The organism is Spirochaeta isovalerica (assembly GCF_014207565.1).
GTDB lineage: Bacteria > Spirochaetota > Spirochaetia > DSM-2461 > DSM-2461 > Spirochaeta_F > Spirochaeta_F isovalerica.
In genome coordinates this window covers 451,947-473,182 of record NZ_JACHGJ010000001.1, presented here as the reverse complement: position 1 = coordinate 473,182, position 21,236 = coordinate 451,947, and the positions used below count along the sequence as shown (strand labels likewise).

Here is a 21,236-nt window from a genome sequence, read left to right as displayed (position 1 = left end):
CTGTCAACAACACAATATTCACTTTATATTAATATATGAAACTATAAAGAATAAAATCAGGAAATGAGATATTTTTTATGAAGATGAAGTTCTCTGAATCTGCCCGGACTCATCCCCTCTATTTTTTTAAATATACTGCAAAAATAGCTGGTACTTTCATATCCGGACATAATTGAAATGTCATCGATTTTGGTCCGGGGGTTTTTCAGCAGTAGGTCTTTACTTTTATTAATCCTGACATTATTCAGATACTCTATAGGACGCTGTTTTATGATCTTCTTAAATAAAAGACATAAATATTGAGGTGTAACGCCTATGACATCCGCCAGATCTTCTATCGTTAATGAACGGGAATAATGCTCTTCAATATGATTCAGCACAGGATTAAGGCGGCTGTAGAGCCTTATATCTCCTTCACTGCCGATCTTATGGGCATAGTGGGAGAAAGAAACGAGAAATTCATAAACTAAAAGAGAAGCTCTGAGCCCCTTGTCCGGCTCTGTCGACCTTACCATCTTTAATGACTTTTGAATAATCCCGGTAAAAAGACTGTTCTGAAACACGGAGAAAACTGCCGTTTTATCTATATGGACGAGATTTAACACCTTCTCCACATTCGAACCGTTAAATGTAAACCAGTCTACAATCCAAGGTGATTCTTCAGCATAATAATTATGAGGAACATCGGGGAAAAGCAGTATGCCCTGATTTGTTTCGACAGTGTGAAGTTCGCCGTCTACATTAAAAACACCTTTACCGCTCTTTACCTGTATCCACTGAAAATGAGGATAACCGTCCGGTCTCATATGGGGATCCAGTTCCTGATGGAAGTCTATTCCGGCTCCGACAAGATAAAAAGGAAGTTTTCTTTCCAATTCTGTTATCATCGAAAAAGAAAAATTGCCTATACTCATGAAGACTCCTGTTTCGTATTTTTACATTATATTAAAATATCGCAATAATTACTTCTTTAATTTTATTGCAAAGATGAAATAACTCAACTGTAAAAATAATAATATTATATAAATATTTTCATACAGAACTTCTCCAATACAAGAAAACGATATTATATGTAAATATTTGAAACAAGAAAATAACCGATTTTTGTTGATTATTCACATTATACTATTGCGCGGTTTCACAACCTGACCTATTATTCTTTAACAAAATAAAATACCAGGAGTCGGAACATGAAACTGGAGAATGGCAGATACTCTCTATATGGAAATGCCATAAGCCGTAAAGAAACGAAACAGGTTCAGAAATGGCAGAACATGTTTAAAAAGAAATTTAATTATGATGAAAATGAGACCTACAATTTAAGTCTTGTTGACAATGAACAGCTTGGACCTATATTCGGACTGAAAAATATTGTGAGAGACCAGGACGGCGAACCAATCGAACCCGGTAAAGCCGTTATCGTATCTACGATAAGAATGGGATTCGGGCATTACAGAATAGCAATGGCCGGAGTTTCTGCTGCAAAGGCAATGGGATTCACCCCCTACTGGCTGGACCTCCTATCCATTCCGGGAATGCCTACGGACATTATCAATTTCTGTAATACTAATTACAGCAAATTCTCCAGAATTTCTCAAAAAAGTTCCTGGTTCAACAAACATATCTGGGAACCGGTGACGACCGGAGAAAAAACACTGCCGGGCTTGAATGCCTTTCTGAACAGCTGGATAGTCGGTTGGCCCTGGAGATTTCTGAAAACCAATATCAAAGACTATAAAATGTCCGAACTTATCGGAAATCTTCATAAAAATCTTCCTTCCGATATGCCTATGCTGACAGCGCATATGTGGAATTGTATGGCAGCTGTTTCCGGCGGGATGACAAATGTTGTGGATATGATGTTTGATAACTGGCCTATGGCTTTTCAGCTGACAGAAGGGGCGAAACATGCAGTACAATCTCCTTCCGGATATTACGGTTTCAGAGCCATGAGAGGATTTGATTCAGAGGGTAAGATACTGAAGGGAACTCCTTCAGATGCTATCTATTTCACTGGGCATCATGTAGATCATGAACTTGTTCATAATATTGAAGCTGATTGTAAAGCCAGAGTTGACAGAGCCAGGAAAGGCGCCCCCAGACGTTTTATGATAACAATGGGTGGCGCAGGAGCGCAAAAAGAGCTTTTTAAAGCTGTAATCGATCATGCCATTCCTCTTATTAAGGAAAATAAGATGACTCTTTTTGTTAATCTCGGAGATCATGCCGGGAACTGGAACTGGTTGAAAGAAGAAGTGCAAGAATACCAGGAACTGATAACAACTCATTTTGACTGGGAAGATACCAGAACTTTTGTTGATTCCATTCGCGATGGAGAAGCATCGGGTCTTCACATCTTCCTTCACGACAACACATTCCATGCCGTATACGCAACGAACTATCTCATGCGCGTTACAGATATTATGATTACAAAACCCAGTGAACTGGCATTTTACCCTATTCCCAAAATATTCAATGAGAGGGTCGGCGGGCATGAAATGTGGGGAGCTGTAAGAGGCGCTGAGGTCGGTGACGGAACTGTGGAAGTTGCGACAATTCCCCAGCTGCTCCAGGCTGTGGATTTATTAACTGAAGAAACTGACCTGTTGGAAATGTTTTGTGACTGTATTGTTAAAAACAAAAGTATCGGAATATATGACGGAGCTTACCACAGTGTGGCGTTGGCAACCGGAACGGAGTTCGATCGCTCAAAACTGATCAATTGATATTCTCAGATTTAGAGGGAGTATTATATAGATATTTACTCCCTCTAATATATTATTTCTGCCGAATCAGATGATATCCAGCAGGTATTTCCGTCGAATAATTCAATGTAGTACCAGCCTTTTCTTATTTCCAAAACCTTGAATTCAATTCCGGGACTTAATTTTTCATTAAACGCCCGGTCATAACCTTCACTATCGCCTTTTCTTCCATAGGTTGCTCTAATGATGACTCCTTCGTCATCAAGGAATGTTTCCTGTAGAATGGATCCGGTGAATAAAATGAGGGGGAAAATAAGAATTATCAGAGTATTTCTTATTGCCAGACTCTTACTGAACAAAAGAAAGGATGCTGCTGCAAAAATCAGAAAAATAAGAATATAGATTATTTGCGACTTAATTTGAGAACTGAGATCATAATGAAAAAACAGTAGAGTCCGAATCAGCTTGTTCGGTTCATCTCGCGGTATTTTGAAAAGGACTGCCGATCTGGCTGTATTCAGATTGTCTCTTATCAATCTGTTGGAAGGTTGCCGCTTTTCAGCCATCCTGTAATAGAGAACAGCTTTTCCGATATTTCCGGCCATAAAAAAACTATTAGCCGTGTTATATAAAATTCGCGCGTCATTTAATTGAGCGGATCTGAGTAACTCTTCATAGAGAACGGCTGATTGAAAGAACTCTTCCCGGGATTTTTCACCAGACTCTTCAAGACCATTTTGAAAAGCCTTTTCAGCATCCATAAGATTCTTTACAACTTCTGTTCCAGCTGTTTCTGAACGGCATGAAATTATGGTGATTACAGATATAAATATAAGAATTATTTTTTTCATACTAATGCCTTACTCAATTTTTTGAAATCTTCTAAAACCAGGCTGGTCTCCACATGGCAGTTTTTAGAATAAACGGCCTGTTCCAGGTCAGCGAGGCAATGTCTGATTGACTCTGATACCTCAGGGGAGTTGCCTTTCCGGAGGAGACACTCAAACATCTCATCGGGAGTTAATGTCCGGTTTTCTTTATTCACGTATTTATGGAGATAGTCTCTGATACTTCTATTGATCGTTCTCGGGTCGCTGTTTTTCAGTTGTTCGTATATATTACTGAAATCGTCATTCCGGGAAGAATTGAATACCGGTTGTTTTGTATAAATAAAAAGGACAACAAAAACGACAGCAGAGATTATGCTTATTATAAGAAAGAATACAGACAGATCATCAGAAGTATCCAGAAGCTGATCGACTGTATAATTATGTTTTAATCCGGAATCATTCTGTGTTAATACCTGGTTTGTCTCTTTGTCCGGATTGCTCATATAACCTGTATTTTCCAGATCTTCAGATGTAACAATCTGAGTTTCCAATACTTCGATGGGAATAGCTGGTGTGTATGCTTTTTCAACCTGACCTGTTTCTGTATTAAAATAGGGAATCACCAATGACGGTATTGCTTTCTGTTCTTCATTTTTCACCCGTAATGTCTGTTTAAAAATAACAGAATCCCCTTCAAATTCCGCTGGAGATCTCCTCTCCGGGATAGTAAATCCCTGATCCATCTGCCTGTAATTTTTCAGTTGCGGAAGAATCACTTTTTCCGGTATCAAAGCACCGCTGATTTGTATTTTGAAAGTAAGAGGATCGCCGATATGGACCCGAGTCGGAGTTGCAGAACTCTCAACTGTAAGCTTCCCGGCAGAAAGAATGATATTGTCAGGGGCATCTTCGGGCAGCTTTTTAATGGAAAAATCAACCGCATTGGAAGGTATGACCTTGGTACTGTATTTCGTTCTGAAACCGCTTGTCTGCTCAGCCAGATCAAAAGCGAGAGAGATCGGTTGAAGATTGTATATTCCTGCCTCATCTGAGATTAGTTTTAATCTGAAAGACAAGGAGGTGAACTGCTTTCCATCGTAAATTTCCGCCGACTGCATAATGAGGACTTCCATTCCGGCGATATCGATTTTATAGACATCATTTCCCGGAGGAGGGTTCTGGTTCTGAGCTGTAAAGCTCCCATCATTGATAAACGGTATATTGAATGCCGGCGAAGCTACTTTTATTCCGGGACTTATAAGCCACTTTATAGTCAGATATACAGGCTCCCCTAACCAGTATTCCTTTTTATCGCTCTCAACAGACAAGTGAAACCCTTCAATAGGCTCGGGCTTTTTTACGTTAATGACACCTGATTTTGTGTAAAAAACAGTCCCATTTACTTCTACAGCAACAGAAGGAATCGAAATCTGCCCGATTTTCCGGGGAGTAAAAGACCAGCTGTGCGCAACTGTTCTTGTCGTGCTGCCAGAACCTGTTCCGATTGAGGACACCATAGTGGTCGAAGCCCCTTTATAGGCTGTATCAATACCATCAATGAGGGGCAGTTCCGGTACAGTGCTGTCAGTTGATCCATCAATCACTATTCTGTATTCAAAGCTTTCGCCTACATAAACTTCAGAAGTATCAACTGTCGCCCGAACGCTTTGAGCGGAAACAGAAGTTAAAAGAATTGCCATATAAATGTAAATTAAGAGATATATCCTTTTGATCACCAATTCCTCTCCACGGCTATTCCATTGCCTGTATTCTCTGAATTTTCGTCACGGTTCAGTTCATTATCGATAATTGACTGGATTAGCTGATCCCCGGCGCTATCAGTTTCATTCTCATTGTACCCGCTGGTGTCTTCCTCTGATCCCTGACTGAGATTCCTGACGGCATCCGCCAGATGCTGCGCCGCTTCATTCTGTTGTTCCCGGGCAGCAGCGCTATTCCCTTCTTCCAGAGCCTGTTCTGCTTTTTCCTGAGCATCAACCGCATTTTCCAGACTTTGCCTTTCAGGACTGCCCTGCTCTGTATGATCTTTCAGGTTTTCAGTCCGCTTTCTGAGTTCTTCCTGAGCATCCTGATGATTTTCGCTTTCCTTATTATTATCATCAGCCATTTGCTGCTGTTCTTTCTGCAGCTTTTCTGCCTCGTCTTTCTGGGTCTGTTCCGGTTGCTGAGAGTCTTGAGACGGATTTTGCTCTTCCTTTTGCTGCATCCACTCTTCTTTTAATGTCATTGCAACTTCAAGATTATTTGCAGCAATAGTGTTTTCTTTATCAAATTCCAGTACCCGTTTCAACAACCCGATACTGTCATCCAGCCTTTGAACCGCTCCTGTCAAATCATTTGTCTCTTCAACTGAATTCTCAGCGATTCTGAAATGGTTCGCAGATTGGAGAAGAAGCTTGTTTATTTCCTGATCCTCTTCCCGGAAAAAGAGATTCTCAAGCAAATCCGATGATTCTTCATATTGCCGGTTACGGTATAAAGACAATGCTTCATTGAATTGACTGACGTTTTTTTTCTGTTCTTCATAATTACCCCGGGCAGACAGGAAATGAAAAGGAATAATCAGCAGAAACAGAATGATTGACACTCTTCTCATTTCTTGAAGATCCTCCCGATAGTTTTTTTATCTCTTTCGCTTATCAGGTGGCTCCAGCCTCTAAAAGGCTGGAAAAAAGAGATAATCAGAAAAATCAAGGACATAAAGAGAAACAGCTGAAATCTTTCTTCATAGAGATCGACGCTCTCTTCTCCGAAATCCGTTTTTTCCATTCCCCGGGAAAGAGCACTGTATATTTCAGCAAGATCGAAAGTCCCAGTGGACACATTGAGATATTGCCCGCCTTCAGTTGAGCCTGCGATTTTTCTGAGCGTATCAGCATCGAGTCTGGTCCAGACCTCCTTACCTTCATAAGAGAGAAACTCCGTACCGCGTTCTGTTTCGACAGGGATCCTTCTCCCTTCTTTTTCATCTCCCAGACCTATTGCTATAATTCTGACTCCCATTGAATCCGCTTCTTCGGCTGCATTTACCGGAAAGCTCTCCTGATCTTCTCCATCAGTAATTATAATCATGTCTTTTTTAGCTGTTTCGCTGTTCTGTATCACATTTTTGAGAGTGTACCTGATAGCATCTCCAATCAGAGATCCCCCTTTTGATACACTGTCTACTTTCAATCGGTTAATTGCGTTTATGAAAAAACTGTAATCGGTCGTCAAAGGTGTTTTCACGACGGCTGTTCCGGCAAATGCAATCAAGGCGACTCTATCTCCATCGAAAGAATTGACCGCGTCGATCACAGCGAGCTTGGCCCGTTCCAGCCTGTTCGGAATGAGATCATCGGCGAGCATGCTTCTCGATACATCAATGAGAAATACGACATCATGACCTTTCTTCTCAATAATTCTGGTCTGTTTATCCCAGGAAGGTCGAACCAGGGCAAAAATAAGGAATACCAGTGTCAGCAAAATCAAAAATGAGGAAATCCTGAAGCCTCTGATCTGGAATTCATTTTCATCAGATGCCAATCCGCCAGTAAAAAGACTCAGAGTTTCTCTTTTCTTTTTCAGTGCGAAATACAGGAAATAGATAAATAAGGGGATAAATATCAGAAGATAAAGCCATTGAGTCGTCTGAAAATACATCAGGGTATCCTCCTGAGCCAGGTAGCTGATAAAATATAAGAAAGAAAAAGCAGAATCCATCCGGCAAAAGCAAAGGGCATAAAAAATTCTTTATAATTCTTAAAGGAAAATGACTCATGACTTATCTTTTCCATTTTATCGATTTCTCTATATATTTCTTTGAGAGATTCTTCTGTATCTGCTGAAAAATATTGACCACCGGTAATGTCAGCCATTTTGCTCAATGTTTCCTGATCAACCCCGTATCCTTCGGGTATTTTCCGGACAAGACCGAAAGCATTGCGATAATACCCGGCTCCAAATCCGATAGTGTATATTTTTATACCCCATTGCTGAGCAAGATAGGCCGCATCGAGCGGGCTTATCTTGCCGCCGTTATTCTGGCCATCGGTGAGCAGGATAATAGCCTTACTCTCAATTTCATATTCTGACCGGCGATTTTGCTTTTCCGTTTCCACAAGACGGGCGACCGCGAGAGATACGGCATCGCCTATAGAAGTTCCGTCCTCTTCCCTGCTTTCAATCAGCTGTATGGTTTGTGTAAAATCAACAAGAGTATTGTGGGATAATGTCAAAGGTGCCAGAGTCTCTCCGAAACGACCGAAAGTGATGAGGCCGATCAAGTCATCCGGCCGGCCTTCAAGCTCGGCGTCGTTTCCGGCAACAAAAGTTATAAAAGCGTCCTTTACGGCATCTAATCTGTTTCTGCTTCCGTCTGCTTTGACTGGTGTTCCCATACTGCTACTTCGGTCCAGAACCATATTGATAGCCACGCCTCGTGTCACTTCGCGAATGGTTTCGTATCCTTTAACGGGTCTGGCAAGAGCCGTAACTATAAGAACCAGCGCAAGAAGACTCAGGTAATAAGGCAGAGAAGATAATTTTTCCCTCAATGAAACATGATCACGGTTTATAGAAGGAAGACTGGCAAATTCCGTTCCGCGGGATTGACCGCCAGCTCTTCTATATAGAAATATGACCGGTATGACAAGAAGCAGAAGAAAGGCCTGGGGGGATTGGAAATTCACTCAGCCGCCTCCGTCTTCACCTGCTTTGCTATATATGACATGAAATCTTCACAGAAGAGGAGATCTCTTTCTCTATCACAGGGAATGCCGTCTTTGCCGAATGAAATTCTATCGCCTCTTCTCATGAAATTAAAAAGGGCTTCTTTTAACGGGTTCCTGATCAGGTCCGACTCTTCTGCCATTTGGATAAATTCTTCTGTTGTCTGGCTCTGAACTGAAAGAAATATCGTGCTGTCCAGAAATTCCTTTAAAATCGTTGTCAAAGCTTTGTAATAGTCCCTGTCTGATTTTATCTCCGATGCTTTGCGCAATTGCCTCTGAAAGTCTTTTTCCGGAAGGACCTGCCGCTTCCTTTTCTTTCTGAAAAAAATGTAACAGCATCCTGCGGTTACGACTGTAATACACAATGCTCCGGCAATAACATAGGGTAATAGATTCCGGGATTTCATTTCTCCAAATTGATCAATCAATTCACCTTGGTTTATCAGACTGCTGTTTACTTTAAGCGGAATAAAATCGCTCTTAAGTTCCTCAACCATATTGTCGTTCTCGAAAAGCGGAACAACGATCGGGTTCAGAAGATAATCACCCGGCAGGAGATTGTCGAGACGCAGCTCTATAATCCTTATGAGAAATTCCCCTTGTATTTCGCCCCTGCTTTGAATTGATTGAATCCCGACAGGTTTCAATTCACTTTCCCAATCCGGTATCTGGGGTATAAGACCCCGGTTATAGCATATTTCGATATTGATGGAGGCATTGTCCGATGTTTTAATCTCACTGTTGAGAAGGTGAACATCAATTGAGTTCTTATCCGGAAGGCGGGTGCTGGTTTCTCCGATGTCAGAATTGCAGGAAAACAGAATAAATTGAAATACAAATATGAACAGAGCCGTACTTTTCACATACATTATCTTCTTCTCTCCAGCCTAGTCTGTCTGCCGATGAAAAAAACAGAAAGAGTATGGATCCAGTCTTTTCCGGTATCGAGGTGAACATGATCGAGTCCGAGAGAAGTCATTAACTTCCGGACTAATTGTATTCGGCCTTCAGCGGCCTTTGTCCATTGAGCTCTAACTTTTCTATTGGAACTGTCAAATGTCCTGAACTGTCCTGTTTCCGCATCCCGTATGGTAACCAGTCCGCAATCAGGAAGTTCTCGCTCAAGGGGGTCGCTGACAGAGATCGCGACCAGGTCGTGTTTCTCCGACATCATTTTGAGATTTTTTTCGAAGCCCTCATCGATAAAATCGGAAATAAGAAATACAACAGCATTTTTGCGCTGTACTTTCCCAAGGTAAGCCAGAGCATTATTGATAGATGTTCCTTTCCCGACCGGATTAAAAGCGAGGATTTCACGGATTATCCGCATTGTATGGGTCAGTCCCTTTCCCGGAGGTATAAACATCTCTACCTCTTCCGTAAAGACGAGCAAGCCCACTCTGTCATTGTTTTTAATTGCCGAGAATGACAAAACGGCGCAAATCTCCGCTGCAATATCATTCCTTTTTTTTCCGGTAGAACCAAAATTGCCCGACGCGGACAGATCAAGAACAAGAATTACCGTAAGTTCGCGCTCCTCCCTGAATCTTTTTATATAGGGTTCTCCAGTACGGGCTGTAACATTCCAGTCGATAGACTTGATGTCATCACCGGGCTGATAGGCACGGACTTCTTCAAATTCCATTCCATGGCCTTTAAAAGCGCTGGTGTATTCCCCGGCGAAAGTACTGCTGACGTTCCTGCCTGTCTGTATTTGAATCCGCCTGATTTTTGCCGCAAGCTCCCTGTCGATCATGGTACCTTAACTGTATCCAGAATTAATTTAATAATATCTTCAGAGCGCTTTTCCTCGGCTTCCGCTTCATAGGAAATAATAACTCTATGCCTCAAGACATCATAAGCTACGGATTTTACATCGTGAGGCGTTACATAGTCGCGACCGCTGATTAAAGCGTGAGCTCTTGAGGCCATGGTCAGGTAAATCGTGGCGCGCGGCGATGCTCCATACTGGATCAGTTCACCGATTTTCAGCCCATATTCTTCCGGTTGCCTGGTCGCCAGAACCAGATCTACTATGTATTCCTCGATTTTTTCATCAATGTGAATCCGGTCGACTAGACTTCTCATATTTCTGATTTCTTCAGGTGTTATAACAGCTTCAACTTTCTGGTTTTTCTTAATTAAAGCCTGTTCTCTGAGAATGCGGAGCTCTTCATCCCTGGCGGGATATGTAATCTGCAGCTTCATCATAAAACGGTCGACCTGAGCTTCCGGCAGTGGATAAGTTCCTTCCTGTTCTACCGGATTCTGTGTTGCCAGAACCATAAAGGGATCTTCAAGCTCGTGGGTTTCCTCGCCTAGAGTGATCTGTCGTTCCTGCATAGCTTCCAGCAGAGCGCTTTGCACTTTGGCAGGAGCTCTGTTTATTTCATCGGCAAGCACAATATTTGTAAAAAGAGGCCCTTTTTTTGTAGAAAAATCACCGGTTTTGGGGTTATAGATTAAGGTTCCCAGAAGATCTGCGGGAAGCAGATCCGGCGTGAACTGAATACGTCGGAAACCCGTGTTCAGCGCATCGGCCATTGTTGTGACAGTCAAAGTTTTCGCCAGCCCCGGCACGCCTTCGATTAACACATGCTGGTTGCATAAAAGGGTAATAAGAAGTCTCTCGATAAGATACTCCTGACCTATTATGACCTTTTGTATTTCTCCGGTGAGTTTTTTCAGATCGCGGCTAACTTTTTCCAGTTCTTCAGTTTCCATTTATCAAACTCCATACATTTTATTAAAACAGAAATGGACATGATATGTTACAGGAAATTTTCTATTCAATACATTACAATTAATAAAGAAAGATACTTTTTAGGGAGGAATGTCATGAGCGTTATCACTGTTTCCAGGCAATTCGGCAGCCTGGGTAAAGAGATTGCCGAAAAACTGGCTGAATCTCTCGGATATAAGTTTCTGGATAAGGAAATCCTTGAATCGCAATACGATAAATACGGTATTCCCGATGTCAGTTTTGACAAATATGATGAAAAAAATCCCGGTTTTCTCGAGTATTTCAAATCTGGAAAAGACAGATATCTCCGGTATTTGAAGACTGTTGTTTTTGAAAATTCCAAGGAAGGGAACTGCGTCATCTGCGGTCGGGGAGCTCATCTGATGCTTCACGGAATACCGGGTGTGCTGAAGGTCAGGGTTATCGCTTCAATGGAAACACGTGCCGGTAGAGTCGCAGAGCAATTGAGTTGCGACCTTAAAAACGCCGAAAGGATCATTTCTCAGTATGATAAAAACAGAAGCGGATTCCACAAGTTCTTCTTCGAACAGGACTGGCGCGACCCCGACTTTTATGATGTTATACTCAACACGGATTATTTATCGGTGGATTCCTGCGTCGACACTTTGCTGACCATGAACAAATGTGAATGCCTGCAATCGGATCCTGAAGTTCTTAAAAATCGAATAGAGGATAAATTTATCGCTCAGGAAGTTATTATTGCCCTTATGTACGAGCACAGCATTCCGATCGATATACTCGATGTGACATCGGAAAACGGAGTAGTCAGCATAAAAGGGACTGTAACAGTTGAGCAGAATATAGAACAATGTGTTAAAGCGGCTATGAAAGTCCCCGGAGTCAAATCTGTCGACCCCGAGATCTATTTCATAACCAATTATATGGGATATTAATCAAAATCCGAAGTGAAGTAGTAACGGACTTCCGGAAACTCCTCCAGAGTCCGTTCCAGCATCCATTTATTTGAAGCTAGAAATACAAGCTCACCTCTGACATCTTCCGCGATTTTGGAAGAATGTTGGGAAATGAATTTATCTATCACCTTTTTGTCTTTGCATTTTATCCAGCAGGCTGTGGTGAAGGAAGAATTGTCGAAACGGCAAGAAGCTTTATATTCGTGTTCCAGCCTGTATTTTATAACATCGAGCTGCAGCATACCTACGACGCCGAGCAATCTCTCTTTCGTGTATTTCTTGGTGAATAGCTGTACGACCCCTTCTTCAGCCAACTGTTCCAGCCCTTTATTGAACTGTTTGGATTTCATAGGATCCAGATTTATGACCGTACGGAATATCTGGGGGGCAAAACTGGGTATTCCCTTAAACTTGATTTTCTCACCTTCCGTCAGGGTATCTCCGATTTTGAAAGTACCCGTATCGTGCAGCCCGATAATATCCCCCGGATAGGCATAGTCAATAACATTCCTGTCCTGAGCCATAAAAGCTGTCGGATTAGACGTTTTGAACGGTTTGCCCGACCTGACGTGAAGGTATTGTTTGTTTTTTTCAAAGCGTCCGGAACAGATTCTCAGGAAAGCAATTCTGTCCCTGTGTTTGGGATCGAGATTGGCATGGATTTTGAAAACGAATCCCGAGAATTTATCTTCCTCGGCTTTAACAGTCCTCTCTTCAGTTTCATGAACTTTTGGGGGAGGAGCGATGTCAACAAGACAATCGAGGAGTTCGCGGACACCGAAGTTATTAATAGCACTACCGAAGAAAACCGGAGTGATATGACCGGAAAGATATTGCTCGCGGTCAAAAGCGGGATACACTTCATTGATCAGTTCTATTTCCTCACGAAGCTTTGCAGCTTCCGAGCCTGCATGGCGGTCCAGTAGCTCGCTGTACAGATCGTCTATTTCCACGACATCGTCGTCTTCCTGTGTGCCGTGGGGGTTGAACAGTATCAATCTCTTTTCGTAAAGGCTATATACACCTTTGAATGCTTTTCCCTGACCTACCGGCCAGCTCATAGGCGTAATTTTTACATTGAGTTCTGTCTCAACTTCATCCATAAGCTCTATGGGGTCTTTGCCGTCACGGTCCAGCTTGTTTATATAGGTAACAATGGGAGTCCTTCTCATCCGGCAGATTTCACAGAGCTTTCTTGTCCGCTCTTCGACACCTTTTACGGAGTCGATAACCATTAACGTGCTGTCGACAGCTGTCAGTGTTCTGTATGTGTCTTCTGAAAAATCGGCATGTCCCGGAGTATCGAGAAGGTTGACCTTCCGCCCTTTCCAGTCAAAGCCCATTACCGAAGTCGAAACGGAAATCCCTCTTTGTTTTTCCATCTCCATAAAGTCGGAAGTCGTTTTCCGTTCGTTTCTGTGAGATTTGACGGCACCCGCTGCATGGATGGCTTTTCCAAAAAGAAGCAGTTTTTCGGTGATCGTCGTTTTTCCCGCATCGGGGTGACTGATAATCGCAAAAGTCAGTCGTTTATCTATTTCGCTTTTTAATTCTTCCATCTTAGCCTGTTACACCTTCTGCCGCGCGGATTCCGCTTGCCCAGGCTCCTGTTATACCCCGGCTGGTACCGGCTCCGTCGCCTATCATATATATATTTTCAGCCACTTTGAAATGACCGTCCTTGAAAGTCGGTTTATTCGCATAGAGTTTTATTTCAGGATAATACATGATCGTACCGGGATGCAGGACCCCTGGTATTATCGTATCCAACTCTTTCATGGATTTCCAGATCGCTCTTAATATCCGGCCCGGCATGGCCAGACTGATATCACCGGGTGTGCAACCTTTCAGCGTCGGTTCGAAATCATATAAATCGTTATTAAAAGATTCAACTTTGGACCTCGTTCCCATTCGGAAATCTCCGACCCGCTGCATTATGGGCTGTCCTCCTCCGAGGAGCATGGACTGAAGACCCAGCATTTCAACAAATCCCTGACCGGAGGCAAGAGGTTCTGTCAGCCGGACCGTTTTCAACATGGCGAAATTGACAAGCCCGTTCTGCTTCTTTCTGTCTGAAAATGCATGCCCGTTTACACTGTAAAAAGTCTGTCCGTCTCTGGTCGAGTATTTTTCTTTTACGACATGGGCGGCTCCGGAATTTGTACAGAATGTTCTTACGCCCTGAGGAAACAGAAATTTGGGATCGTAGTAGTCCCGGACGATTGGGTACGAACTTTCCTTCGTTTCAATACGGACGCCAATATCGACAATATGATCCAGGAAGGGAACGTCTATTTTGCTCATGATATTCTGGAGAAAGCCGAAACCTTTACGACCGGGAGCAAATATAATATTTTCATAAAAGATTTCTCTTTTATTCGTAATTATTTTTTTGTCACCGGCCTGCAGATCAAGGACTTCTTCTCCCAGTGAAATTTCCACATTCCTGGAGCGGAGTTTAGCTGTAAGCTCTTTAATCAGTTCAAGACCGCCGTCTGTCCCCAGATGAGACTGCCTAATATTTATCAGTTTGCAGCCCAGTTTTTCTGCTCTTTTCTGATAGGTTTCAAGATTATGCTTTTCTTTAATGGGAGGATTGAGGATTTCTGTAACTTTTTCCAGGTAGGATTCGGCTTCATTCTCAGTCCAGTTGTCTTCAGGGAAACCGATGGGGAATGTAAAATTCATCTTACAGTCATTTCGCAGACCGCCTGTGGAGAAGTTTTCCTTATCCAGCATAAGGACCTTTAGAGAACTGCTTTTCTCTATTAATTCAAAAGCGGCACCCAGTCCTGCGGGCCCGGTTCCGACAATTATACAATCGAATTTACTCATAACCCGCCAAGTATACAGTAAAGAGATCATTGTGACAAACCGTGAATAAAAGGTATGGAGAATAGAAAAACTTTTTCTATTTTGAAAAAAAGATAAAAAGCAGCTATAGTATAAGAATACTGGTATATTGAGCCCTGGAGAGATAATGAGAATAGAAAAAGTCGGCGATCGGAAACTGGAATTGACCAATAGCGGTGAGCTATCTCTTTTTTTTGTAGGTTCCGGAAGTGCTTTTACGAAGAAAATGAATCAGACGAATATTCTCATTGTCAAAGGAAATGATCATTTGATGATCGACTGCGGAACGAAAACCCCCCAGGCCCTCTGGGAATACGGATTGCCGGTCTATAAGATTGATAATTTTTTTATTACTCATACACATGCTGATCATATCGGCGGTTTGGAAGAAGTCATGCTTATGAACCGTTATATGATGAATCTGAAACGCGCCAATATCTATATTACTCCCAGGTTTAAAAAAGCGCTCTGGAACCATTCTCTCCGTGGAGGAGCTGAAGGGAACGAGAATCACAAGGGCCGTCCGCTCTCATTCAAAGATTTGTGGAAAGCCCATACCCCCGCTAAAGTACAGGGAATGGAAAGGGACTCGTGGAAATTTACTGTCGGCGAACTGGAAATAACATTTTTCAGAACAATGCATACTCCCGATACTTCTCATTCCTGGAAAGATTCCGCATGGAGTACCGGATTGATAATTGATAACAAAGTCCTGTTTACCAGCGATACCAGATTTGATCCGTCGCTTATCGAATTTGCCGACAAGCACTGGAATATTGAAAGAATATTTCACGATTGTCAATTTTTTGACGGAGGAGTTCACGCATCCATCAATGAACTTGATACTCTTCCCGATCAAGTGAAGGAAAGAACCTTTCTCATGCACTACGGAGACAACTGGAAGGATTTTGAGGATAGGATTAGGGAATCAAAATTCATCGATTTAATCCGGGAAGGTTGTTTTTATATATTCTGAGTGCTTTTTTCATGAACGATTCTCAGTCGATGAGAATAAACCTTTCTGAATTTCCACAAAATAACCGGAATATCTTCAAGAATTGCGAAAGGTATGAGAAATGCCGTTGAATCCTCTTCCACTTTTTCAGTAAATACAGGATTGATATCTTCATATAAATCTTCAAAAAAACAGACTCGACCGATGAGAATGTCTTCAACAAAAATCTTTTTATAGTATAGGGAAATTCTTCCTGAATGAAGAACAAGAATACCGTTTCTCCGGTAAGATTGAATTGATGAGCCTTTCTTTATCCGTACAAATTCCATATGATCAGCTATTTTGTTGATCGTATGGCAGGAGCAGGTAATACCCAGAAGCCGGTTTCTTCTGATAAACGACCGGTTGTTGCTCAGACGTCTGATGTTTTCCTCCTGATTGTTTCTTCTGATGACAAAGAGGAATAATTCTCTCGGGATTTCCAGATATTCCACATAACTCGCCGTTCTGTAGGTTTGTTCGGAGTTTTTGCCGTCGATTGCATAAATGGCCCCGATCAGGCTGCCTGACGAAAGGATACTGTTTTGTATTTCTTTCTGATTGATCATTTCAACCAGACCACTGATGATAAGATACAGTTTATCAACGGTTTCTCCTTTTTTTACAAGGATTGTGCCGACATTGGAAAAACTGATCTTTCCATTCTGGAGAATATTCAAATCTCCTCTTTTGACTCCCGGGAAAAGAGCTTTGAGATAATCCCGCGTGTAAATCGTATGATAATTGGCTACAGAAGGAATCAGAACGTCCTGCATACCGAAAGAAGCACTGGACCCGATTTCCTTTTCTGTGTCATCCAGTTCTCCTTCCTTATGACTCAGTATGATTTTCCTAGACTGGTCATCTCTGAAGTCCTGAGCATCTCCGTGAATCATTCCTCCGCCGATATCTATCTTTTTCAAATCTGCCGGAATGAGATAATTTCTCCAGACTTTGTTGTATAAGGCCTCGCTTATACCGCTTCCCGCTTCATCGGGAACGAGAAAGTCCTTTAAAACACGATCCGATGCTATATCAGCGAGATGTCCGTAACTTTTATACCCATCGTGCCAGAAGGAACGGAAGTAGAGAATTGTCGTTTCGACAGGGTGCGGAGATAAAACCGGCATAACTTCCAGTCCTTCAATATAGTTCCAGCTCCCCTCTTCCAGATCATGAATTTCAAAGGATTTCTCAAACATTTTTTCATTGACGCCCATAAGGCCGGTCAGCTTCTTAACCACTGAGCTCCTGACCAGGGGCGTGGCGAAGTACTTTATTCTGTGGTCGGTATGCACCAGAGACGTCAGACCGCAAAAATGGTCATCGTGTCCGTGAGTCTGGAATATGCCCTCGATATCATTTACGCTTATTCCCAGGCTCGTTAAACTGAACTGAAGGCTGGGTCCTGCGTCAATGAGATAAAATTTGCCCTGAAAGGTCAATAAACTCCCCATGCATGGTCTGTTCCGGTCCCATCCGTTACCTTCACCCAGATGTATAACGGAAAAATATTCTCTTTTAATTTTATGGAAATCAAGTGTATAGGGAGGCTCGTACCGCTCGAGCTTGTGGAGATTCAAATCTATCTCCACGGACTCACCATTATAGGATATGCTATACAGATTGAAACCTTTGCGGGTAATGACCACTCCATTATCCAGGACCTTGGGTTTATCATCGACAACGACAAGATCCAGTAATTCTTCTGTTTTTCGTATTTTATTGAAATTAAACCTGTTCTTCAGCCTGAGGATTTCCCGGGCCTGCTGCTCTCCGAGCCCTGTCTGCATGAGCTCATCCATTGTGGAAAGTCCGTAAGTCCCCCGGAAAATATATTGGCTTTGAGCGTCAATTTGTTCTTTCAAACCGATTAACATGGGTTTTCGACCGGTATTTCCGGGGTGGCCTGGTATTATCATCCCCTGGCGATACATCATGTGTAAAACGGGAAACTCCGAGACATTTGCAAAATCGCCATTCTGCATTTGCGTATCGGCGAGAAGGATGGCATTGGGGCCAGTTTCAAATGTCTGGCCGTCACGGGAAAGGTTTCTGATAAGGCCCAGCCTCATCAGATGTTTGACACTGTCCATCGGACAACCGCATAAAACATGCATGTCGACCTCGGGGATAGAGACCCAGGTGACTCCGGTAGCGACTTTTATTTTTTCCATTAGTACAATTATAATCAATTTTTTTAAAATTGTAGACTTTTATAAAAACAGACGTGATAATACTTACATTAAATAAGTAAATAGGTATTTATACGGAGGGAAGTGTTGAAAAAATACATTATTTCTCTTGATCAGGGAACAACCAGTTCGAGAGTTCTTTTAGTTAATAAAAGCGGAAATATCGAAGCAGTTGCACAGCAGGAGTTCACTCAGATATACCCCAGGGAAAAATGGGTTGAGCATGACCCTGTGGAAATCTGGAATTGTCAGATAGATGTTTTCAAACAGGCTCTCGGCAGAAATAATATTGATGCTTCAGATATTGAGGCTATCGGGATTACCAATCAGAGGGAAACGACAGTCGTCTGGGATATAAATACAGGAAAACCTGTATATAACGCCATCGTCTGGCAATGCCGTAGAACTGTAGATATCTGTGAAAGTATCAGAGAGAAAGGACTGGCGGATAAGATCAAAGCAAAAACAGGCTTACCCCTGGATGCTTATTTTTCAGCTACCAAGATAATGTGGATTCTCGAAAACGTCGAGGGAGCCAGAGAAAAAGCCGAAAAGGGAGATCTACTCTTCGGAACTATCGATACATGGCTTCTCTGGAATCTGACCGGCGGTAAAATTCATAAAACAGATTTTACCAATGCTTCGCGGACGATGATCTTCAATATACATGAACTGAAATGGGATGAAGAGCTTCTTCAGGAGTTTAATATACCCGTTTCCATGCTGCCGCAAGTCGAAGATTCAAGCTTTCTCTACGGACATACGGACAAAGAGCTTTTCGGAGTGGAAATTCCTATAACCGGGATCGCCGGCGATCAGCAGTCTGCTCTCTTCGGTCAGATGTGTCTGAACAAAGGGGATGTTAAGAACACCTACGGTACAGGTTGTTTCATGCTCATGAATACAGGAGAAAAGCCGGTAGCTTCTGAAAACGGCTTGCTTACCACCATTGCCATAGCCCGAAACGGTGTAATTCATTATGCTCTGGAAGGCAGTGTTTTCATGGCCGGCGCAGTTATCCAATGGCTGAGAGATGATCTGAGAATAATCAGTGATGCCATGGAAACCGAAACTATGGCGCTTTCTGTAAAAGACTCCCATGGCGTGTATCTCGTCTCGGCCTTTCAGGGAATAGGAACCCCCTATTGGGATATGGATGCCCGTGCGGGAATTCTCGGACTCACAAGAGGGGCCAAAAAAGAGCATATCGTCCGGGCTGCTCTCGAATCCATCGCCTACAGATCCAAAGATGTCCTGGATGTCATGGTCAGCGATTCCGGGATAGACATAACTTCCTTGAAAGTCGACGGCGGGGCTTCGCGAAACAATTTCCTTCTTCAGTTTCAAAGTGATATTACCGGTGTCGATGTTATTCGTCCGCAACTGGTGGAAACGACAGCAATGGGCGCTGCCTTTCTTGCGGGTCTGGCAACCGGTTTCTGGAAAGATGTCGATGAACTGGCATCGGTCTGGAGTGAAGATCGCATTTTTTCTTCAACCATGGATACCGGAACGAGAGAAACTCTATATAAAGGATGGAAGAAAGCCATTTCGAGAGTCATTAACTGGGATAATTAATACTTAAATGTGGAATGCCGCTCCTCTTTTCTTCTATAATTAAACTATGTTGAGGAAAAATAAAAAAGAGCGGCTTTATTCAGTCAAACCTCAGAACCCGTCAATCATGGATCCTATCGTCAAGGCCAGCAGACTTATGACGCGCAATATGAATTTCAACGATCTGGTATCTGTAATCGTTGAACAGAGTCTTGATGTCACGCGGTCCGATTTATCTGTTTTCTATGCTTACAACCATAAGGACTCGGAAGATCCGGATCTGACTATACTGTACAAACGGGGACGATGGGCTGTCGAAGAAAAACTTTCGAGAGATGCTTCATTAATTGATTTTATAGAAGAATCCGGAGAAACAGTTATTGCCCTTAAAAGAGAGAAAGTCGATCACTTCCCCGAAATTTATCTGGCTGAGGAAATGAAAAGCGCCATAGCTCTTCCCCTATTTACTCCCGACAGTAGAATAGGAATTCTGATTCTCAATTCCAGAACCGGAAATTTTTATAACAATTTCCGGTTTCAATTTCTTGATTCGTTGTCGAAAATGGGTTCGGGCATGCTTAGCAATGCCCTGCTGTTCAGCGCTATGAAAGAATCTTATAAAAAGATTCAAAGCATGGAGCGTTACCAGGAAAACATTTTTTCATCGATGACGAACATTCTCATTACATTTGATTCCGACGGGAATTTATCATACGCAAACAGGGAAGCTGTTGAAACCTTGCAACTCGATGATGAGATGTACGGATTACATTTCACGACTCTTTTCAAAGGCAGACTGAGCAAGTCCGTATTAGATGCCATTGAAAAATCCATTAGTGAAGGCCGTCAATTTCTAGGTATTGCCGGTATCTATAGAAATGCAAAGTCAGCCGGTGATATGGATTTTAAATTGAACCTTTCCCCTTTGATGGGGATCAGAGGGAAGAAACTCGGAACAGTGGCGATTATGACTGATGAAACCCGTGAACAGGAACTGCAGAAGCAGATGTCTGTTGTCACGGAAGAAAGGCGCCAGATTAAGGATATGTTCGCCCGTTACCTCTCAAAAGACCTGGTAAACAATTTGCTGAACAAACCGGAGCTTGTCAAGCCTGGCGGCGCCGAGAAGAGAGCGACTGTCCTCTTCGCCGATATACGAGGCTATACCTCTTTCTCTGAAGGAAAGGACCCGGCATATATCATCGAGATTCTCAATGAATACTTTAACGAAGCGGTTGAAAAAGTAATTAACAACAAAGGATATATTGATAAGTTTATAGGAGACTGCATAATGGCTGCCTGGGGCGTGCCTATGGTATCCGAGGAAGAAGATGCCATTAATGCGGTAACCTGTGCTCTTGAAATACAAAACCTTATTAATTCCGGAAAGAGGCAATTCTTTAAAGGGCTGGCTTCAAATCTCAAAGTCGGCATTGGAATGCATTCCGGCTATCTCGTAGCCGGAAATCTGGGAAGTTCGAGAAGAATGGATTATACCATCATAGGTGATACTGTTAATGTCGCGGCAAGACTGGAAGGTGTGGCAAAAGCGGGTGAAGTGATAATAACGGCTGATACCAGGGCCATGCTCGGCGACCATTTCAAAGTGGAAGAACGAACACCTGTGCAGGTAAAAGGAAAAGCTAAACCGATTCACATTTTTAATGTAATTGAAAGGAAGGGGTAGAAAG

The 21,236-nt window shown here is 42.6% G+C and carries 17 protein-coding genes; 5 read left to right on the top strand and 12 right to left on the bottom strand.

Features of this window, described 5'->3' with window-relative positions; genetic code table 11:
• Window positions 1–56 precede the first annotated feature (56 nt).
• A complete protein-coding gene (locus HNR50_RS02010; RefSeq protein ID WP_184742950.1) occupies window positions 57–914 on the bottom strand; it encodes an AraC family transcriptional regulator in 858 nt (285 codons plus the stop codon).
• A gap of 276 nt (window positions 915–1,190) precedes the next feature.
• On the opposite strand from HNR50_RS02010, the gene HNR50_RS02005 reads away from it, so the two are divergent.
• Window positions 1,191–2,726, top strand: a complete 1,536-nt coding sequence (locus HNR50_RS02005; protein WP_184742947.1) for a DUF6938 domain-containing protein — start codon at window positions 1,191–1,193, stop codon at window positions 2,724–2,726.
• Between the two features lie 44 nt (window positions 2,727–2,770).
• On the opposite strand, the gene HNR50_RS02000 is transcribed toward HNR50_RS02005, so the two are convergent.
• Genes HNR50_RS02000 through HNR50_RS01965 form a run of 8 tightly spaced genes read right to left on the bottom strand, consistent with a single transcriptional unit; the run spans window position 2,771 to window position 10,992 of the window.
• Window positions 2,771–3,556, bottom strand: a complete 786-nt coding sequence (locus tag HNR50_RS02000; RefSeq protein ID WP_184742944.1) for a tetratricopeptide repeat protein — start codon at window positions 3,554–3,556, stop codon at window positions 2,771–2,773.
• Window positions 3,553–5,235 (bottom strand): BatD family protein, encoded by a 1,683-nt coding sequence (locus HNR50_RS01995; RefSeq protein WP_184742941.1) that lies wholly within the window; start codon window positions 5,233–5,235, stop codon window positions 3,553–3,555. The genes HNR50_RS02000 and HNR50_RS01995 overlap by 4 nt, the downstream gene beginning before the upstream one ends.
• A gap of 32 nt (window positions 5,236–5,267) precedes the next feature.
• Window positions 5,268–6,152: a DUF4175 family protein gene (locus HNR50_RS01990; RefSeq protein WP_184742938.1), complete on the bottom strand. Its 885-nt coding sequence runs from the start codon at window positions 6,150–6,152 to the stop codon at window positions 5,268–5,270.
• Window positions 6,149–7,198 carry a vWA domain-containing protein gene (locus HNR50_RS01985; RefSeq protein WP_184742935.1) on the bottom strand — a complete coding sequence of 350 codons (1,050 nt, stop codon included), beginning with the start codon at window positions 7,196–7,198 and terminating at the stop codon, window positions 6,149–6,151. The genes HNR50_RS01990 and HNR50_RS01985 overlap by 4 nt, the downstream gene beginning before the upstream one ends.
• Window positions 7,198–8,226, bottom strand: a complete 1,029-nt coding sequence (locus HNR50_RS01980) for a VWA domain-containing protein (RefSeq protein WP_184742932.1) — start codon at window positions 8,224–8,226, stop codon at window positions 7,198–7,200. The genes HNR50_RS01985 and HNR50_RS01980 overlap by 1 nt, the downstream gene beginning before the upstream one ends.
• Window positions 8,223–9,137, bottom strand: a complete 915-nt coding sequence (locus HNR50_RS01975; protein WP_184742929.1) for a hypothetical protein — start codon at window positions 9,135–9,137, stop codon at window positions 8,223–8,225. The genes HNR50_RS01980 and HNR50_RS01975 overlap by 4 nt, the downstream gene beginning before the upstream one ends.
• Complete coding sequence (locus HNR50_RS01970) at window positions 9,137–10,024, bottom strand: DUF58 domain-containing protein (RefSeq protein WP_184742926.1); 888 nt, start codon at window positions 10,022–10,024, stop codon at window positions 9,137–9,139. The genes HNR50_RS01975 and HNR50_RS01970 overlap by 1 nt, the downstream gene beginning before the upstream one ends.
• Window positions 10,021–10,992, bottom strand: a complete 972-nt coding sequence (locus tag HNR50_RS01965; RefSeq protein WP_184742922.1) for an AAA family ATPase — start codon at window positions 10,990–10,992, stop codon at window positions 10,021–10,023. Before HNR50_RS01965 ends, HNR50_RS01970 begins: the two co-directional genes overlap by 4 nt.
• Before the next feature lie 114 nt (window positions 10,993–11,106).
• Here HNR50_RS01965 and HNR50_RS01960 point away from each other — a divergent pair, with 114 nt between their 5' ends.
• Window positions 11,107–11,925 (top strand): cytidylate kinase family protein, encoded by an 819-nt coding sequence (locus HNR50_RS01960; RefSeq protein ID WP_184742918.1) that lies wholly within the window; start codon window positions 11,107–11,109, stop codon window positions 11,923–11,925.
• On the opposite strand, the gene HNR50_RS01955 is transcribed toward HNR50_RS01960, so the two are convergent.
• The gene (locus HNR50_RS01955; RefSeq protein ID WP_184742915.1) at window positions 11,922–13,505 is read right to left on the bottom strand and encodes a peptide chain release factor 3; all 1,584 of its coding nucleotides are present in this window, start codon (window positions 13,503–13,505) and stop codon (window positions 11,922–11,924) included. The two genes, HNR50_RS01960 and HNR50_RS01955, sit on opposite strands and share 4 nt — an antisense overlap.
• 1 nt (window position 13,506) lies before the next feature.
• Window positions 13,507–14,781 (bottom strand): NAD(P)/FAD-dependent oxidoreductase, encoded by a 1,275-nt coding sequence (locus HNR50_RS01950; protein ID WP_184742912.1) that lies wholly within the window; start codon window positions 14,779–14,781, stop codon window positions 13,507–13,509.
• A gap of 145 nt (window positions 14,782–14,926) precedes the next feature.
• Here HNR50_RS01950 and HNR50_RS01945 point away from each other — a divergent pair, with 145 nt between their 5' ends.
• On the top strand, window positions 14,927–15,775 hold the full coding sequence (locus HNR50_RS01945) for an MBL fold metallo-hydrolase (protein WP_184742909.1): 849 nt from the start codon (window positions 14,927–14,929) through the stop codon (window positions 15,773–15,775).
• Here HNR50_RS01945 and HNR50_RS01940 read toward each other — a convergent pair.
• Complete coding sequence (locus HNR50_RS01940) at window positions 15,763–17,970, bottom strand: cyclic nucleotide-binding domain-containing protein (protein ID WP_184742906.1); 2,208 nt, start codon at window positions 17,968–17,970, stop codon at window positions 15,763–15,765. The genes HNR50_RS01945 and HNR50_RS01940 overlap by 13 nt on opposite strands.
• A gap of 105 nt (window positions 17,971–18,075) precedes the next feature.
• Here HNR50_RS01940 and glpK point away from each other — a divergent pair, with 105 nt between their 5' ends.
• Together glpK and HNR50_RS01930 are read left to right on the top strand one after the other, a co-directional pair.
• A complete protein-coding gene (glpK, locus tag HNR50_RS01935) occupies window positions 18,076–19,566 on the top strand; it encodes a glycerol kinase GlpK (protein WP_184742903.1) in 1,491 nt (496 codons plus the stop codon).
• A 46-nt stretch (window positions 19,567–19,612) separates the two neighbouring features.
• Window positions 19,613–21,232, top strand: a complete 1,620-nt coding sequence (locus HNR50_RS01930) for an adenylate/guanylate cyclase domain-containing protein (RefSeq protein ID WP_184742900.1) — start codon at window positions 19,613–19,615, stop codon at window positions 21,230–21,232.
• Window positions 21,233–21,236: the final 4 nt, after the last annotated feature.

Excerpts from the sequence above, each read along its gene's own strand:
- HNR50_RS02010 (WP_184742950.1), bottom strand. The coding sequence starts at position 914 with ATGAGTATAGGCAATTTTTCTTTTTCGATGATAACAGAATTGGAAAGA.
- HNR50_RS02005 (WP_184742947.1), top strand. The coding sequence starts at position 1,191 with ATGAAACTGGAGAATGGCAGATACTCTCTATATGGAAATGCCATAAGC.
- HNR50_RS02000 (WP_184742944.1), bottom strand. The coding sequence starts at position 3,556 with ATGAAAAAAATAATTCTTATATTTATATCTGTAATCACCATAATTTCA.
- HNR50_RS01995 (WP_184742941.1), bottom strand. The coding sequence starts at position 5,235 with ATGGCAATTCTTTTAACTTCTGTTTCCGCTCAAAGCGTTCGGGCGACA.
- HNR50_RS01990 (WP_184742938.1), bottom strand. The coding sequence starts at position 6,152 with ATGAGAAGAGTGTCAATCATTCTGTTTCTGCTGATTATTCCTTTTCAT.
- HNR50_RS01985 (WP_184742935.1), bottom strand. The coding sequence starts at position 7,198 with ATGTATTTTCAGACGACTCAATGGCTTTATCTTCTGATATTTATCCCC.
- HNR50_RS01975 (WP_184742929.1), bottom strand. The coding sequence starts at position 9,137 with ATGTATGTGAAAAGTACGGCTCTGTTCATATTTGTATTTCAATTTATT.
- HNR50_RS01970 (WP_184742926.1), bottom strand. The coding sequence starts at position 10,024 with ATGATCGACAGGGAGCTTGCGGCAAAAATCAGGCGGATTCAAATACAG.
- HNR50_RS01965 (WP_184742922.1), bottom strand. The coding sequence starts at position 10,992 with ATGGAAACTGAAGAACTGGAAAAAGTTAGCCGCGATCTGAAAAAACTC.
- HNR50_RS01960 (WP_184742918.1), top strand. The coding sequence starts at position 11,107 with ATGAGCGTTATCACTGTTTCCAGGCAATTCGGCAGCCTGGGTAAAGAG.
- HNR50_RS01955 (WP_184742915.1), bottom strand. The coding sequence starts at position 13,505 with ATGGAAGAATTAAAAAGCGAAATAGATAAACGACTGACTTTTGCGATT.
- HNR50_RS01950 (WP_184742912.1), bottom strand. The coding sequence starts at position 14,781 with ATGAGTAAATTCGATTGTATAATTGTCGGAACCGGGCCCGCAGGACTG.
- HNR50_RS01945 (WP_184742909.1), top strand. The coding sequence starts at position 14,927 with ATGAGAATAGAAAAAGTCGGCGATCGGAAACTGGAATTGACCAATAGC.
- HNR50_RS01940 (WP_184742906.1), bottom strand. The coding sequence starts at position 17,970 with ATGGAAAAAATAAAAGTCGCTACCGGAGTCACCTGGGTCTCTATCCCC.
- HNR50_RS01930 (WP_184742900.1), top strand. The coding sequence starts at position 19,613 with ATGTTGAGGAAAAATAAAAAAGAGCGGCTTTATTCAGTCAAACCTCAG.